Below are 15,961 nucleotides of genomic sequence, written 5' to 3' on the forward strand. Positions count from 1 at the left end.
CGTGTTTCTTGTCGGCGATGCGGTCGTTCGGCGATGCGGTCGTTCGGCGCCGAGCCCTGTGGCGGGTTCAGCGCAGGTAGACGCGGCCCGGGTCGACGTCCTCGCGCAGCAGGCGCAGTTCGGAGGCGGTCGGCGGCTCGATGGTCGCGAGGGCGTCGGCGACCTGGAGGTCCCAGCCGGTGGCGGCCCTGACCTGCTCGGCGGTGACGCCCGGGTGGGTCGCCACCAGCCGCAGTTCCTCGCCGACGCCGGCGCGGGCCAGGATGCCGAGGTCGGTGATGACCCGGGTCACGCCCGCGCCGAGCGGGCGGATGCCCTCGGCCAGGGCGCGGTCCGGGCCCGGAGAGGTGCAGAAGTCGAGTTCGGCGGTGAAGGAGCGCGGGGTGTGGCGGCGCATCACCACGAAGACCTCGCGGGAGTTGGCCATGACCTCCATGGCCCCGCCCGGTCCGGGCAGCCGGACCGACGGCCTGTCCCAACGATCGCCGATGACCGACGAGTTGAGGTTTCCCCACTTGTCGATCTGCGCGGCGCCGAGGAACCCGACGTCGATGTGACCGCCTTGGAGGACGTAGCCGAACAGCGCGGGCATCGACAGCACGGCCTCCGCGCCGGTGATGAGCACGGCGTCGGCGATGGTCTCGGGCAGGTGCGACGGATGGGCGCCGCAGACCCCGGACTCGTAGACGATCTCGACCTCGGGGGCGACGGTGAGCTGGGCGAGCGCGGTGGCGAGTGTCGGCAGGCCGATGCCGGCGAAGACGGTGCGCCGGCCCGCCAGTTCGCGCGAGGCGACCACCGACAGCAGCTCGGAGGAGGTCACCGGCTCACGGGACGCCGAACCGGTGGCAGGGCCGTCGGTCGAACCGGTGGCAGGGCCGTCGGCCGAGACGGTGGCAGGGGCGTCGGCAGGGGCGGTGCTCGCGCCGTCGGGAGCGTGCGGTGCGGTCGCGGAGGCGGCGGCGTTCATGTCCCTCTCCTCTACTCGTTCGTTCCGTGTCACAGACGCCGCCCGTAGTTGACGGGCAGGCTGAGGGCGTCGCCGACGGCCAGGCCGGCCCAGTGCTCCTCGCCGAGCATGGCGACGTACTCCGCGTGGTCACGCGTACCGAGGACCCACCGCTGCATCCATTCCTGGAGGCGTTCGGGGTCCTTGCTGATGTGCGACCAGGACCGGTAGAAGGCGTTGTCCCGGTCGTAGTAGCCCTGGGCGAAGGAGGGATGGGCGCCTCGCGGGCAGGCGACGACGGCGTCCACGGCGTGCGCGGGGATGACCGTCCGGTTGGGGTCGGAGCGGACGACCTCGTCGTCGACGACCTCCTCCACGACCACCACGGCCCTGCGGGCCGCGAAGACCGCTTCCGCCTGGACGCCCGTCAGCCCCCAGATCTGGGTGTTGCCGGCCCGGTCGGCGCGCTGTGCGTGCACGATCGTGACGTCGGGGTTGACGGGCGGCACCACATGGATGCGCTCCTCCTGCCCGTCGGGTCCGGGGTAGGGCGACGTGACCGTGCGGATGCCGTCGTTGACGGATGCCAGGTCGCTTCCGGCGTAGGACCGCAGCGGGTAGAAGGGCAGCCGCTGGGCGCCCGCCAGGTAGCGGCAGACCATGCCGTAGTGGCTGTACTCCTCGAACTCCAGCGGTTCGGGCAGCGCGTGCTCGATGCGGCGGCGCAGCTCGCCCAGCGAACCGGCCGAGGAGTTGCCCACGAACGAGGACACCAGCTTCGACACGCACCCGCCCGCCAGCATCTGGTCCACCACGATGTCGGCGGTCATGCGGACGACGGTGAGGTTCCTGCGGCCCTGCCGGACGATCTCGTGCCCGGCGGCGGTCGGGATGAGGTGCGTGAAGCCCTCGATCGCGACGGTGTCGCCGTCGTGGACGAAGGCGGCGATCGCGTCCCGCATCGTCATCGTCTTGTCCGCGACCGGTCGCGCGGCGGGCGCGGGCGCGGGTGCCGTGGCGGGGACTGCCGGGTCGTCCGGTCCCATGGTGGTGCTCCCTCGGCGTCATGGAAATCAAGGTCTCCACACCGTGCCAGCACCTATTGATTAGTGTCCAATACCGAATTAAGGTCGCACTGATACCGCAGGCATATCAATCGCGCGGGCACGTCCGCCGGGCGGCCCGACCAGCCGACCAGCACCGGGAAGCCGCCCATGGAACTGCGCCACCTGACCGCCTTCCTCGCCGTGGCCGAGGAGCTCCACTTCGGCCGGGCCGCCAAACGCCTGCAGATGGCCCAGCCGCCGCTGAGTCAGCAGATCCGGCAACTGGAGAAGGAGCTGGGTGTCCAGCTCTTCGAGCGCAACACCCGTTCGGTGCGGCTGACCAGTGCGGGCCGGTCCTTCCTGGACCCGGCCCGCACGGTCCTCGACGACCTGGACAGCGCCGTGCTGGCGGCCAAGGCGGCCGGCCGGGGCGAGTTCGGGCGGGTCACGGTGGGCTTCGCGGGCGCTTCGAGCCACGAGACGCTGCCGCTGCTGACGCGTGCGGTGCGGGCCGCACATCCGGGCATCGAGCTGGTCATGGCGGGCCAGACCTACGCCAACGTGGCGCTCGCCCGGGTCGCCGAGGGCTCGCTCGACCTGGGCTTCGTCCGTCTGCCGGTGAACCTGCCCGGCGTGTCCACCCGGGTGATCGCGGAGGAGACCCTGGTCTGCGCGCTGCCCTCCGACCACCGGCTGGCGCAGCGCGAGGAGATCCCGCTCGCCGCGCTTGCCGAGGAGCCCTTCGTCAGCTTCCCCGCCAACGCCGGCTCCTCGCTGCGGGACGCCATGGTGGCGTCCTGCGAGACGGCGGACTTCCATCCGCGGGTGGTGCAGGAGGCGCCCGACTCCCACACCATCCTGGCGCTGGTCGCGGCCGGCGTGGGCGTGACGCTCACCCTCACCTCCTGCCAGCACATCCAGCAGACCGGCCTGGTCTACCGCCCGCTCGCGGGGCCGCCCGTCCGCCTGGAGGCGGCGCTCGCCTGGCGCACCGACAACCCGTCCGCTGCACTGCGCACGGTGCTGGCGGCGGCGGAGAAGGCGCTGCCGACACCGGGCCTCCCCTCGCCCGACTGAGAGCGGGGACGTCTCAATGGAGGACGAATTAGATATTGGACCTTCATGGTGAGGGATGCCAAGGTCGGCGGGACCGCTTTCCACCCGTGAAGGGACGACGATGTCCGATCACTCCGCAGACGTGGTCGTCTGCGAACCGCTGCGCACCCCGATCGGCCGTTTCGGCGGCGCGCTCGCCTCCCAGCGGCCGGCGGCCCTGGCCGCGCTCGTCGTCTCCGAGGTCGTCGCCCGCAGCGGAGTGGACCCGGAGCGGATCGACGAGGTGATCCTGGGCCACGCCTATCCGACCTCCGAGGCGCCCGCGATCGGGCGGGTCGCCGCCCTGGACGCCGGCCTGCCGGACACCGTGACGGGGGTGCAGGTCGACCGGCGCTGCGGCTCCGGCCTGCAGGCCGTCCTCGACGCCGCGATGCAGATCAGCTGCGGTTTCAGCGACGTGGTGGTGGCCGGCGGCGTGGAGGTCATGAGCGCCGCGCCGTTCTACACGCACGACGGCCGCTGGGGCATCCGGACGCCGAGCCTGGAGTTCCACGACTCCCTCGCCCGCGGCAGGGCCACCGCGGGCGGCGTCCACCACCCGGTGCCGGGCGGGATGATCGAGACCGCGGAGAACCTGCGCCGCGAGTTCGCCATCAGCCGTGAGGACCAGGACGCCCTGGCGCTGCGCTCGCAGCAGCGCGCCGCCCGGGCCGTGGCCGAGGGCAGGTTCCGGGACGAGATCGTCCCGGTGACCGTGCGCACCCGCAAAGGCGAGACCGTCGTCGACGCGGACGAGCATCCGCGTCCCGACACCTCGGCGGACCAACTGGCCGCCCTGCGGCCGGTGATGGCACGGAAGGACGCGGAGGCGACGGTCACCGCGGGGAACGCCAGCGGCCAGAACGACGCGGCCGCCGCCTGCCTGGTGACCACCCGCGCCACGGCGGAGCGCCTGGGCCTGACCCCCCTGCTGCGGCTGGTGTCCTTCGCCCGCGCCGGCGTGCCGGCCGAGACCATGGGCATCGGTCCGGTGCCGGCGACCCGCGCGGCCCTGGGCCGGGCCGGTCTCACCCTGGCCGACATGGACCTGATCGAGCTCAACGAGGCGTTCGCGGCGCAGGTGCTGGCCTGCACCCGGGCGCTGGACCTCACCGACGCCGACCACGAGCGGATCAACGTCAACGGCTCCGGGATCTCGCTGGGCCACCCGGTGGGCGCCACCGGGGCGCGGATCCTGGCGACCCTCGCGCGCGAGATGCACCGGCGCCAGGCCCGGTACGGGCTGGAGACCATGTGCATTGGCGGCGGCCAGGGCCTCGCCGCCGTCTTCGAGCGCGTCGCCGCCTGAGCCCGTCCCCTGCACTTCGACTCACCGAGACTCACCGACACCTCTGGGAGCAACAATGAGCGCGGCTGCCACGACAGGGCGGAACAAGACCGCCCAGCGCGCCGGTATAGGGGCCTTCATCGGCTCCACCATCGAGTGGTTCGACTTCTACATCTACGGCACGGCCTCCGCGCTCGTCTTCGACAAGGTGTTCTTCCCGGAGCTGGACGGGGCGCTGGGCACCCTGGTGGCCTTCGCGACGTTCTGGGTCGGCTTCCTCGCCCGTCCGCTCGGCGGCATCATCTTCGGCCACATCGGTGACCGGCTCGGCCGGAAGAAGACCCTGGTCATCACGCTGCTGATGATGGGCGTCTCCACCACCCTGATCGGCCTGCTGCCCGGCTACGCCTCGATCGGCATCGCCGCGCCGATCCTGCTGGTGTGCATCCGCATGGTGCAGGGCATCGGCCTGGGCGGCGAGTGGGGCGGTTCGGTCCTGATCGCCTCGGAGCACGCGCCCAAGGGCAAGTCGGTGCTGTACGGCGCGTTCGCCCAGCAGGGCTCGCCGGTGGGCAACACGCTCAGCACGCTCGCCTTCCTGGCGATCAGCCAGCTGCCGGACGACGCGTTCGTCTCCTGGGGCTGGCGGGTGCCGTTCCTCGCCTCGGCGCTGCTCGTGGTGGTCGGCCTGTTCGTGCGACTGAAGGTCGAGGAGTCGCCGGCGATGGCGAACCTGATCGAGAAGAGCAAGGTCGCCAAGCTTCCGGTGGCCGAGGTGATCCGCACCCAGCCGATGCTGATCGTGCTCGGCATCGGCGCCTGCACGATCGGCCTGTCGGCGACGTACTTCAAGTCCACCTTCGCCCTGTCCTGGGCGACCTCCAGCCTGGACTTCGACCGCAGTTCCTTCCTGACGATCATCCTGGTCGCCAACATCGTTCAGATCTTCGTCCAGCCGTTCGGCGCCGTCATCGCGACCAGGATGCGGAGCTGGTCCCGTGCGGTGACGTTCATGCTGCTGCCCGAGTTCGTCCTGATGCCGCTGATGTTCCTGCTGATCGGCACCGAGAACTACGGGCTGGCGATGCTGGGCATGGCCGTCGCCACCATCCCGCACTGCCTCTACTACGCCGCCCTGGCCGGCATGCTCGCCAGCCGCTTCCCGGCGAGCGTGCGCTACACCGGCATCTCGCTCTGCTACCAGCTCTGCGGCACGCTCCTCGGCGGCACCACTCCGATCATCGGCCAGTTCCTGCTGAACCAGACCCAGTCGATCGTCGCGGTCATCGCCTACGCCGTCTTCCAGGTGGCCCTGACCCTCGGCTGCATGCTCCTGCTGCTCAAGCGCCCGAACCACGACGAGCGCGCCGAGGACCGTCCCGCCGAGGCCCCGGCCCCGGCCGCCGTCCCGGCCTGACGACGCAGGCGCCCGCCACCGGCCGCGAGCCGTCCGTCCACCGCTTCGACCATGTTCTCCCCGCCCCCTTCCGTCCGGGAGGGGGCGGGCCCGCACCAGGAGGTACGCACACCATGGCACTGACCGTCCACGGCATCCCCGAGATCATGCGGCTGTCGGGCAAGGACCTCGGGCACTCCGCCTGGAAGGAGGTGACCCAGGAGCTGATCTCCGGCTTCGCGGACGTCTCGGGCGACCACCAGTGGATCCACACGGACCCCGAGCGCGCGGCGAGGGGCCCCTACGGCAGGACGATCGCGCACGGCTACATGGTGCTGAGCTGGGGCATTCCGCTCTTCGCCGAACTGCTCCAGGTCTCCGGCGTCGGCATGGCCCTCAACTACGGCGTCAACAAGGTCCGTTTCCCCGCCCCCGTGCCCGTCGGCAGCCGCGTCCGGCTGCACGCCGCGGTGACGGACGTGCAGCCGGTGAAGCGGGGCGGCGTCCAGATGACGCGCGCCTTCACCTTCGAACTCGACGGCTCGGCGAAGCCGGCCTGCGTGGCGGAGTCCCTCACCCACTTCTATCCGGCCGGGTGACCTCCCGACGGGGCGCGGCACGGCTCCAGGGACGGACAGCAGCCCGCGGGTAACCTTGAGGCTTTTCATCCTGCTTCCGCGCAGGCGTGATGGAGCGCGAGTATGGCCCCGTCCACCAGGGGCTTCACTCAACTGTCGAGCCAACTACCGGATCGCTGCGACAGGTTGGCAACGGCTCACTGTTGGACGATCTCGTCCGCCCCGAAGCGCAGGAAGGAATCCCATGCTTCAGCACCGCTGAACATCAGCTGGACCAATTGGATGGACCACTTCCAGTCGCAGTTCTTCGTCCCGAACAGCGCGGCCAGGGTGTCCTGCAGCGGCATGCCGATGTAACGCCGTTTCAGCCCCACCCGGGACGGGACCCTCACCGAGGTGAGGTCGTCCGCTGTGACATGACCCTGGCCCAGCAGCCACTCCCGGATGAACGCCTGGTCCACCAGGCGTGACTCCCTTTTCGCGGCCTCGTCGATACTGCTGCGCAGGGCGTTGGCGGCGTCACCCTCGCAGAGGCTGACGAGCCAGGTTCTGAGTTCGGTGCGGAGCGCGAACGAGGTGTCGTTCTCCTGGCCGGCGCTCTGCTGCTTGCGCCACCGATCGATCTTCTCCATCGCGTCGTACTGCTCGTCGCCTGTGAAGTCCTCGTGGTCGGGACCGCCGCCGAAGTCCTGCAGGTTGGCCGCCTGCCTGCCGGACGATCCGCTGCTGCTGATCATGGTGGAGTTGGACGTGCCATCGGCCCGGGGGAAAATGCCCGCCATGGTGTAGATGAGGCCGTTCAGATCGTTGGGTGAGGACAGGTCGAGGTCCATCTGCTGGGCTGTCCTGATGACGTCGTAGTAGTACAGGTGGGCGCCCGACTCCTTGATCGCGTTCTCCACTGTCCTGTTGAGCAGAACGCTTTCGACGGAGTTCTCCACGACGTCGACTCCGCCGAGCTCGGAGAGAAGCGCCGCGTGATTTTCGCCGATGTTGCCGAGCCCGATCTGGCCGGTCCTTCCGGCGCTCTTGAGCTCATTGAGGACCTGCCAGGCATCCGCGAGCACACGGTGGTCGGCGTCCAGGTTGTGGATGAGCAGGCTGTCGAGCCTTCCCCCGAACAGCTCGCCGATCCCTTCCAGCCGGGCGCGCAGCATGGCGGCCGACTCGCCGGACCTGACGTCGAACTTGTAGAGAACCTCGTACGAGTCCCGGGGCCGGCCACTCAGCACCTCGGCGACGGTCTCGATGTTCCCGTAGCTCTCCGCCGTGTCGAAGCGCCGGTAGCCGGCTGCGACGGCAGAGGTCAGCTGTTCCCTGCTGCGACCGTCCACGCCGAAGACGAGCCAGGGCTTGACCTCGGCATCGGCCCCCTCGGCAGGCATCCGGGCCAACACGGGTGACGACTGGTGCGCCGGGCGGCCGGCGGTGGGCACGGTCGTGCGCTGGACGGGTGCCGAGCCGGACATCGCCCGTCGGGCATTGGCCTCGGCCTCGCGCTCGAACCGGTCGGACGGGTCGGAGATCTTGAGTCCGCTGCCGTTGTCCGTCCCGGTGACGGGCCCCTTCCGCTGCTGGATGACGTGCGTGAGCTCGTGCGCGAGGGTGTGCTTGTCGGCACCGCCGTCGCCAATGACGACGTGGCTGCCCGAGGTGTAGGCGCGGGCGCCTACTTGCGCCGCCGAGACCTGCGCCGCCGTGTCGGTGTGGAGGCGGACGTCTGAGAAGTCCGCGCCGAGTCGGGCTTCCATCTCGGTGCGCGTGTTGTCGTCGAGGGGGCGGCCTGGGGAGCGCAGGACGTCTGGGACGGTGGAGCGCTGAACTGGCTGCCCGGCCTGCTGGTGGCCGCAGTCGGCGCTGTGCCGGTGCTCTTCCTGGGCCCAGGGGTGGCCGCCTCGGCGGAGCATCTGGACGACTGCCGCGTTGCCGGCGCTGCGCTGGAGGGCCAGAAGCGGCGTCGCGGCGCGGCCGGTGGTCGTGCGGGCCGATGACCGGCCGTTCTTCGTCCCGTTGCTCCTTGCGCTGTCGTTCGCGTGCATGGTCTTCCTCCCGTGTCGTACCCACCGGCCGTGTCGTACCACCGGCTCCGATGACCCGCGCCCCCGTCCCCGCCCTTGTCACGGATCACCGCCCTGAGGCGAGCACGGCGCCGGTCCAGGGGATCACATGCCCGTGATGGAGGCCGACGGCATGTCTGGTGCAGGGACATCGGGTGTTCGGTAGTCCATTGCTCTGGAACAGCCCTCCCCGGCCTGAACTCGCCCCCGAGACGGTTACTGGCGCAGTGGATACCGGAATTACCGCGACAGGTCCTCAACGGTGATCTTCGCGACCTGCGGCGGCGGGTTCTCCGGCCGCCGCAGGTGAGGTGTACGCATCCTACTGCGGCTCCTACCGCGGCAGTGAGGCCATTGTTCCAACCTGGCTGCCTGGATGGTTAGTTGGGCTGGCAGGCAGGTGAAGCCCCTGGTGGATGGGGTTTCGACCGAGAAGAACCATCTCCATCGGAGGCTTCGTCTGCTCGTCCACCCGTCCGGCGCCGACGTGTCCAGCTCTGCCCGGATGACCGGCCAGGACCTGCACGTTCACGCCGCGCTTCTTTGCCTTCGTCGTGGTGCCGATGCCGAACCCGGCCGCGAGCTGGGCGTACGGGTGGCCGTTGCGGAGGTGGGCGAGCGTGAGCAGGGCCTGCCGGCCCGGGCTCAGGCGCCTCCACCGGCTGCCGAGCTCCCGGCGGCGCCGGCGGAGCTGGGCGGACAGGAAGCGCAGGGCAGAACTGGACATGTCGAAACCGGACGGGTAGACAAGCACACGAAGCCTCTGACGGAGACGGATTCCTTGGTCGAGAACCCATCTACCAGGGGCTTCACCTGTCTGCCGGCCCAACCGGCCCACCTCGGCGTGAGGTTGGACAGGGCTCCTTGCAGAGCATCGAGAGGCACACGGCGGACATGGTCCGAGTCGGCGGGGGCGTGGTGGTGGACGACTGGGCGGTGCGCCGTGCGCGGGCGGAGGCGGTGGCCGAGGCCGGTGATCACGCCGGGGCGGTGAAGCTGTTCGCGGAGATCGCCGAGGACGGTTGCCGGGTGCTCGGGCCCGACCACCCGGACACGCTGCTCGCCCGGCACCGGCACGCCGACTGTCTGGACGATGCGGGCGGCACGGCGGAGGCGGCGGGTCTTCACGCGGCGGTGGCGGCCGACCGTGCGCGGATCCTGGGCCCGGACCATCCGGACACGCTGCTGAGCCGCCACCTTCACGCGTACTGCGCGGGGGAGTCAGGTGATCATGAACTGGCCGCGCGGCTGCACGCGGCCGTCGCCGCCGACCGGGACCGTGTCCTCGGGGCCGACCATCCCGAGGCACTGCTCAGCCACGCCGAGCACGCGTACTTCCTGGGGCTGACCGACCGCGCGGCCGAGGCGGTGCGGGTCGGTGCCGCGGTGGTGGCCGGCCGTGGCCGGGTACTCGGCGGGGATCACCCGCAGACGCTGATGAGCCGGCACAACCACGCGTCGCACGTCGGGGACGCGGGTGATCCCGAGGAGGCGGTGCGGCTGTACGCCTCGGTGGTCGAGGACCGCGCCCGCGTGCTCGGGCCGGACCATGCCGATACGTTGATGAGCCGCCACAACCAGGCGTTCTACGTCTCGGCGACGGGGGACTTCGCGGGGGCGGTGGTTCTGTACGACGGGATCGTGCGGGACCGCGCCCGGGTCCTGGGGCCGGACCATCCCCACACGCTGCTCAGCCGCCACAACCGCGCCGACTCCCTCGACGACGCGGGCCGCACCCGGGAGGCCGTGGACCTCCACGCGGCCGTCGCCGCCGACCGTGCCCGGGTTCTGGGCCACGACCACCCGGACACGCTGCTGAGCCGTCACCTCCACGCGCACTGCGTCGGCGCGTCCGGTGATCCTGAGCGTGCCGCGGACCTGTATGCCACGCTCGTCGCCGACCGGGCGCGGATCGCCGGTCCCGGCCATCCGGAGACGCTGGCCGGCCGCCACGCCCACGCGCTGTACGTGGGCCGGTCGGAAGCCCCGGACGAGGCGGTGCGGCTGTTCGTCTCCGTGGTGGAGGACCGGGTCCGGATCCTGGGCCCCGACCATCCGGACACGCTGCTGAGCCGGCACGAGCACGCCTTCCACGTCGGTGAGGCCGGTGATGAGGACGGCGCGGCGCTGCTGTTCGCGTTCCTCGTGCAGGACCGTGTGCGGGTTCTCGGCGCGGACCACCCGCACACGCTGGTGAGCCGCAGCGAGCACGCGCGTTGGGCGGGGCTGTCGGGCCGTACGCTCATCGCCAGGGATCTCCACGCGGGCGTGGTCGAGGCCCGGACCCGGGTGCTCGGCGTCGACCACCCGGACACCTTCGTCAGCCGCCACCTGCATGCCACGAGTGTGGGTGATGCGGGGGAGGTGGAGGAGGCGGTCCGGCTGCTCGCCGCGTTGGTGGTCGACCGCGCCTGGGTGCTGGGCGTCGACCATCCGGAGACTCGCGCCAGCCGTCACGCGCATGAGCGGTTCGCGGAGCGGCTGGATCTCGGCTGACGCGGCCGGCCTCGTCGTCGCCGGCGGCGTGTGCGTCAGGACAACGGGCGTGCGAGCCGGGCGACTTCGCCGTTCTCCGGACGGGCGGCCGAGGCGCGGCAGCCGAACGTCGTCACCGCGGGCCGGTGCCGGCCGGCCGCCCCGCTGTCCAGCAGGACGGCCGCCGGCCAAGGCCGTGCTCAACGGTTTCCCGAGCCCCTCAGGCCGAGCACTCCCGGCCGGTCCGGCGCCCGTGCACGTCGGCCGCTCGGCTACTTCGGCGCCCTCGCGTACACCGATTCCGCGAACCGGCCCACGATCTCGCAGTCCAGGCCGCCCAGGACGTTGTCCGCCTCGGTGGCGAAGACGGTGGCGTGGCCGAAGGACGTCGGCCACGCCACCTCACAGGCGGTCTCCGTGGCATTGGAGTAGGCCTTCGCACCCGGGATGCCGGACAGGTCCACAGGGTCGCTCCGGCGGCCGTCGGTGATCGCCTCGACGGGTCCGGGCCCGTAGGCCAGGGTGTAGAAGCCTTCCGTGTCCGTGTCGGGGTCGCCGAATTCGGCTGTCTGCCACCGGCAGGAGGCCACGGTCGTCCCACCACCGCTGTGGCCGCCCCGCGACCCGGTGTCCACGAGCTGGTGCTTCTGGATGAGGCCGTTGTCGATGATCCCGCACGGATCGTCGGGGTTCCCGGCCGGCTTCCCGCTGGGGGAGGCCCCCGAAGCCGCGGAGTCTGCGCCGCCCCCGCCGTCCGGCTCGCCCAGCCAGGTCACCGCTCCCCAGACACCGGCGGCGAGCGCCGCGCAGGCGGCGGCCGACAGGGCGATCCGCCGGGCCCACCGCGTCCCGTCGCGGCCGGAGGGGGCACCGAGGGTGTCCGCCGGGATCTCGCCCGTCGGCAGGACCTTCGTCTCCTCGCGACGCTCGCGCACCATCTCGCTGACCCCAGGAGGCAGCCACTCGGGGTCCGTCCCGTCCGGTGCCAGCAACTCCAGGGCCTCGGCGACGGACGGCCGCCGCTCCGGCGCCGTCGACAGACAGGACTCAAGGAACGGCACGAGCTCGGCCGGCAGACCGGTCAGGTCGGGAGCCTCGTGCACGGTCCGGTAGTGCAGCGCGACGGCGTTGCCCTGCCCGTAGGGGCTGCGGCCCGTGGCCGCGTACACCAGGACGCAGCCGAGGGCGAAGACGTCGGAGGCAGGACCGGTCTCGCGGCCCAGGCACTGCTCGGGCGACATGAATCCGGGCGTGCCGATCGCCGAGGCGGTCAGGTGCTCCGAGTCGAGGGCCCGGGCGATGCCGAAGTCGATGACGCGGGGCCCGTCGTCGGCGAGGATGACGTTGGCGGGCTTCAGGTCACGGTGCACCAGGCCGCACTTGTGGATGGCCGCGAGCCCCTCGGCCAGGCCCGAGCCGAGCACGCGCAGCGCGGCGCAGGGGAGCGGACCGTGCGCACGCACCGCCTGCTGGAGGGACGGCCCGGGAATGTACGCGGTGACCAGCCACGGCTGGTCCTCGTCCACACCTGCGTCGACCACTTGGGCGGTGTAGAAGCCGCCGACCCTGCGGGCGGCCTCGGCCTCCAGCGCGAACCGGCGGCGGAACTCGGTGTCCTCGGCCAGCTCCGGGTTGACCAGCTTCACGGCGACCAGCCGCCCGCCCTGCGACCGGCCGAGGAACACCTGCCCCATCCCGCCCCGGCCGAGTCTGCCGACGAGGTGGTAGGGGCCGACCCGGCGCGGGTCGCCCGGCGTCAGGGGGTGGCTCACCCGACGCTCCACAACTGGACGGTGGTGAGCATCTTGGCGTTGGTGTGGGCGGTGGCAAGGCTGCTGCCGTCGGGATGGAAGGACATGTCGCCGACGCCGCTGCGGCCCGCGGGGACGGAGACCAGCTCCTTGTGGCTCGCCAGGTCCCACACGCCGATGTGGCCCGCCACCGCGTGCCCGCCGCCCGCCGCGGCCACGACAGACCCGTCCGGGCTGATCACCAGGCTCTGCTTCTGGTCACCCGCCTCGCCGATCCTGGTGACGAGCTTGCGCGTGGCGACGTCCCACAGCGCGACACCGCCGAAGGTCGCGGCCAGGGTCTTGCCGTCCGGGGTGAAGGCGACCGTGGTGATGCCGAAGGCGTCCGTGTCCTCCAGCGGCAGCGTGGCGACCTCCGACCACGACGCGGTGTCGTACAGGACCACTCCGCCCTTCAGAGCGCCGCCGTACCCCGCGGCCAGCAGCTTCCCGTCGGGGCTGAAGGCGACGTCGTGCACCGTGGACATCTCCGGGCCCCTGCCCGCTCCGACGACCAGGTTCCGCAGGTGCTTCGCGGAGCCCATGTCCCACAGGGCCAGCTCGCCGCAGCTGCCGTCCGGTCCGGGGCCGGTGCCGACGAGGACGCGGCCGTCCGGACTGAACGCCAGCGACTCCATCACACCGAGGAAGCTCCCCTCGAAGGACGCGGTGAAGTCCGCGACCTCCTCGTGCGAGGAGGTGTCCCACACCGTGACCCCGCCGTCGCCCAGCGAAGCGCCGTTGGCCGCGGACGGTGACCGCAGGGAGCCGAGGGCCACCAGACCGTCGGCGCCGAACGTCACGCAGTGGGCGCGGCCCCGCGACTTCGGTACCAGTACGGCGGTCCGGGAGCCGGTGGTCGTGTCCCAGAGGACGACCTGGTTCTTCAGGCCCGCGGCGAGCAGCTTGCCGTCCCGGCTGTAGGCGACCGCCACGCCGTCGTCGGTCTTGCCCGCGTCCAACGTCCGCGTCGGCGTGAGCTCGAGGGCGGCCCCCTCGGCGGGCGTCCTGCCCTTCGCCCCGCCGTCCGACCCGCCCCCCGCCCCGTCCTCGCCGTCGGATCCGGAGGCGAGCCAGAGGCCCGCGGTCACCGCCACCGCCGCCGCGGCCCCGGCCGCGCCCAGCAGGAGCGCCCGCCGCCGTACGGGGGCCGCCTCGGGCACGTCCCGCCGACCGTCCACCATGGCGGCGACCGGCGGCGGCAGCCAGGCCGCGCCGTGCCCGTCGTCATGGGCCAGCCGCGCGAGCAGCTCGTCCAGGCCCGGCCGCTCGGCGGGGTTCTTCGCCAGGCAGGCCGCGAGCGGGCCGGCCAGCGGCTCCGGGACGCCGGTGAGGTCCGGCTCGGCATGGACGACACGGTGGAGCAACTCGGCCCCGGCGCCCCCCGCGAAGGGGCCGCGTCCGGTGGCGGCGAACACCAGGACACCGGCCAGGGAAAAGACGTCCGACTCAGGTCCGGTGCCCTGCCCGCGCGCGGTTTCGGGCGCCATGAACGCGCCGTGCTCGATGCTCACCGTCAACGACGGATGCGCGGCCTCCACCGCCTGGGCCAGGGCGAAATCGGTGATCCGCGGCCCGTCGTCGGAAAGGATCACGTTCCCCGGCTTCAGGCCGCCGTGTACGAGCCCCGCGCCGTGCAGGGCGGCGATCCCCTCGGCCAGGCCGGAGCCGAGCACCCGCACCGTCGCGTACGGCAACGGGCCGTGCGCGCGCACAGCCTCCTCCAAGGAGGGCCCGGCAACGTAGGCCGACGCGAGCCACGGTGGGTCGTCGTCCGGCCCGGCGTCCAGCACCTGGGCGGCGTAGAAGCCGCCGACCCCGCGTGCGGCCCGGGCCGCCTGCGCGAACCGGACGCGGAACTCGGGGTCGTCGGCGAGGGTGCCGTCGACGACCTTGACCGCGACGAGGCGGCCGCCGCGGGAGCGGCCCAGGAACACCCGCCCCGTCCGCCCGCGGCCCAGCGTTCCCACGAGGACGTACGGTCCGATCTGCCGCGGGTCCGTGGACCCCAGTTGCTCCCTCACACAAGCCCCCTGCGCAGTCTGCGTTGTGACCGGTCCAGCAGGATAGGAGCTGACTGGCACTCAATAACCGTTGTTCACTGCATCTTTCACAACCCGTCCATCACCGCTCCGGTGGCTCCTCGGCCGCCGACCGGCACGCGGCAGGGGGTGCTGGGCGTGCCGAAGGGCGGCGCCCCTGGTGGGGGCGCCGCCCTTCGGTCCCGCGTGGTGCCTCTTCGTCAGAGGTGTGGTGTCCGCTCAGTACGCGCTGTTGACGTTGTCGATGGAGCCGTACTTGTCGGCCGCGTAGTTGGCGGCGGCGGTGATGTTGGAGACCGGGTTCCAGATGTCGTCGGGGGTGCCGTCGACGTGGTAGGCCTCGAAGGTCGGGGGGATCACCTGGAGCAGGCCCTTGGACGGGATGCCGTTGACGGCGTTGATGTCCCAGTCGTTGATGGCCTTCGGGTTGCCCGAGGACTCACGGATGATGTTCTTGTGCAGCCCGTGGTAGGTGCCCGGGATGCCCTTCGCCTGCATGATGTCGAGCGACTCGCGGATCCATCCGTCGAGGTTGTCCGTGTAGGTCTTCTTCTCGGACTTCTCAGACTTCTCAGACTTCTCGGGCGACACCGGCATCTTGTAGGCCACCTGCTGGACCTCGACGCGGTCGGCGGAGCGGCTCACCGCGTCACCGGCGCGCTCGCCGACGGCCTTGTCCGTGGTGCCGGACAGGACGGTGGCGGTGGTGGCGGTCGTGGCGGCGGCGGGCTTCGCGGCGGCCTGTGCCGGCTGCTGGTCCGCGGTCGCGGCGAGACCGAAGGTGGTGGCCGCGGCGAGCGCGGCGAAACCGCCGGCGATGCCCACCTTCTGGATCTTGGTTGCGGCGGGGGCGGTGAAGGTGAAGTTACGCATGGGGCACCTCTTCGACTTGGCGCGGGAGTCGCTCCTCGGTCGGTGTCCGCTCGCTGCGGACCAGGGGGTGCCCTCATTGGCACGGGGGTGCCGCGGTCGGATGACGCGGCTTGCTGAGCGACGAGTGCAATTCTTAGCGACGGGGAAATCGCAAAGCAAAGGTGTGATCTACGGTGCTGGATCGTAGGTCACTGTCATCGATTCCCTGCGAGAGTGCGTCGTTCCAGTTCAGAGGGGTCGGTCGATCGCTCGCGACCTCTAACTTCTCTCGTACGTGACGCGCGCCCCATGCCTGTCCTCACAAGTACGGGGCTCTACCGTCGCATGGAGTTGCCGAAGCAACGCTCTCCGTCAGGGTGGGGCGCGAGAGGC

General features: G+C 71.5%; 11 protein-coding genes and 1 pseudogene. 5 read left to right on the forward strand and 7 right to left on the reverse strand.

What is annotated here, in order from left to right:
- Positions 1-67: 67 nt before the first annotated feature.
- Positions 68-970 (reverse strand): CoA-transferase subunit beta, encoded by a 903-nt coding sequence (locus GBN72_RS04400; protein ID WP_151770269.1) that lies wholly within the window; start codon positions 968-970, stop codon positions 68-70.
- Positions 971-999: 29 nt separating this feature from the next.
- Positions 1,000-1,917, reverse strand: coding sequence for a CoA transferase subunit A (locus GBN72_RS04405; protein WP_151770937.1), 918 nt, complete (start codon positions 1,915-1,917; stop codon positions 1,000-1,002).
- 246 nt (positions 1,918-2,163) lie between these two features.
- Here GBN72_RS04405 and GBN72_RS04410 point away from each other — a divergent pair, with 246 nt between their 5' ends.
- The 4 genes from GBN72_RS04410 to GBN72_RS04425 all read left to right on the forward strand — a co-directional run bounded on the left by GBN72_RS04410 (position 2,164) and on the right by GBN72_RS04425 (position 6,373).
- Positions 2,164-3,072 carry a LysR family transcriptional regulator gene (locus tag GBN72_RS04410; RefSeq protein WP_151770270.1) on the forward strand — a complete coding sequence of 303 codons (909 nt, stop codon included), beginning with the start codon at positions 2,164-2,166 and terminating at the stop codon, positions 3,070-3,072.
- 100 nt (positions 3,073-3,172) lie between these two features.
- Positions 3,173-4,399: an acetyl-CoA C-acetyltransferase gene (locus tag GBN72_RS04415; protein WP_151770271.1), complete on the forward strand. Its 1,227-nt coding sequence runs from the start codon at positions 3,173-3,175 to the stop codon at positions 4,397-4,399.
- 55 nt (positions 4,400-4,454) lie between these two features.
- Complete coding sequence (locus tag GBN72_RS04420; protein WP_151770272.1) at positions 4,455-5,795, forward strand: MFS transporter; 1,341 nt, start codon at positions 4,455-4,457, stop codon at positions 5,793-5,795.
- 113 nt (positions 5,796-5,908) lie between these two features.
- Positions 5,909-6,373 (forward strand): MaoC family dehydratase, encoded by a 465-nt coding sequence (locus GBN72_RS04425; protein WP_151770273.1) that lies wholly within the window; start codon positions 5,909-5,911, stop codon positions 6,371-6,373.
- Positions 6,374-6,549: 176 nt separating this feature from the next.
- Here GBN72_RS04425 and GBN72_RS04430 read toward each other — a convergent pair whose 3' ends face one another.
- On the reverse strand, positions 6,550-8,391 hold the full coding sequence (locus GBN72_RS04430) for an aldo/keto reductase (protein ID WP_151770274.1): 1,842 nt from the start codon (positions 8,389-8,391) through the stop codon (positions 6,550-6,552).
- A 564-nt stretch (positions 8,392-8,955) separates the two neighbouring features.
- Positions 8,956-9,163 (reverse strand): annotated as a pseudogene (locus GBN72_RS04435) (transposase family protein); the annotation flags it as partial.
- 110 nt (positions 9,164-9,273) lie between these two features.
- Here GBN72_RS04435 and GBN72_RS04440 point away from each other — a divergent pair.
- On the forward strand, positions 9,274-10,905 hold the full coding sequence (locus tag GBN72_RS04440) for a tetratricopeptide repeat protein (protein ID WP_151770275.1): 1,632 nt from the start codon (positions 9,274-9,276) through the stop codon (positions 10,903-10,905).
- Positions 10,906-11,156: 251 nt separating this feature from the next.
- Here GBN72_RS04440 and GBN72_RS04445 read toward each other — a convergent pair whose 3' ends face one another.
- The 3 genes from GBN72_RS04445 to GBN72_RS04455 form a co-directional block, all read right to left on the reverse strand.
- On the reverse strand, positions 11,157-12,656 hold the full coding sequence (locus tag GBN72_RS04445) for a serine/threonine-protein kinase (protein WP_151770276.1): 1,500 nt from the start codon (positions 12,654-12,656) through the stop codon (positions 11,157-11,159).
- On the reverse strand, positions 12,653-14,698 hold the full coding sequence (locus tag GBN72_RS04450) for a serine/threonine-protein kinase (RefSeq protein ID WP_164540371.1): 2,046 nt from the start codon (positions 14,696-14,698) through the stop codon (positions 12,653-12,655). The genes GBN72_RS04445 and GBN72_RS04450 overlap by 4 nt, the downstream gene beginning before the upstream one ends.
- 237 nt (positions 14,699-14,935) lie before the next feature.
- Positions 14,936-15,589, reverse strand: a complete 654-nt coding sequence (locus tag GBN72_RS04455; RefSeq protein WP_151770278.1) for a transglycosylase SLT domain-containing protein — start codon at positions 15,587-15,589, stop codon at positions 14,936-14,938.
- Between the last annotated feature and the right edge of the window lie 372 nt (positions 15,590-15,961).

This window comes from Streptomyces abyssomicinicus (assembly GCF_008974245.1).
In the GTDB taxonomy this organism is placed as follows: Bacteria; Actinomycetota; Actinomycetes; order Streptomycetales; family Streptomycetaceae; genus Streptomyces; species Streptomyces abyssomicinicus.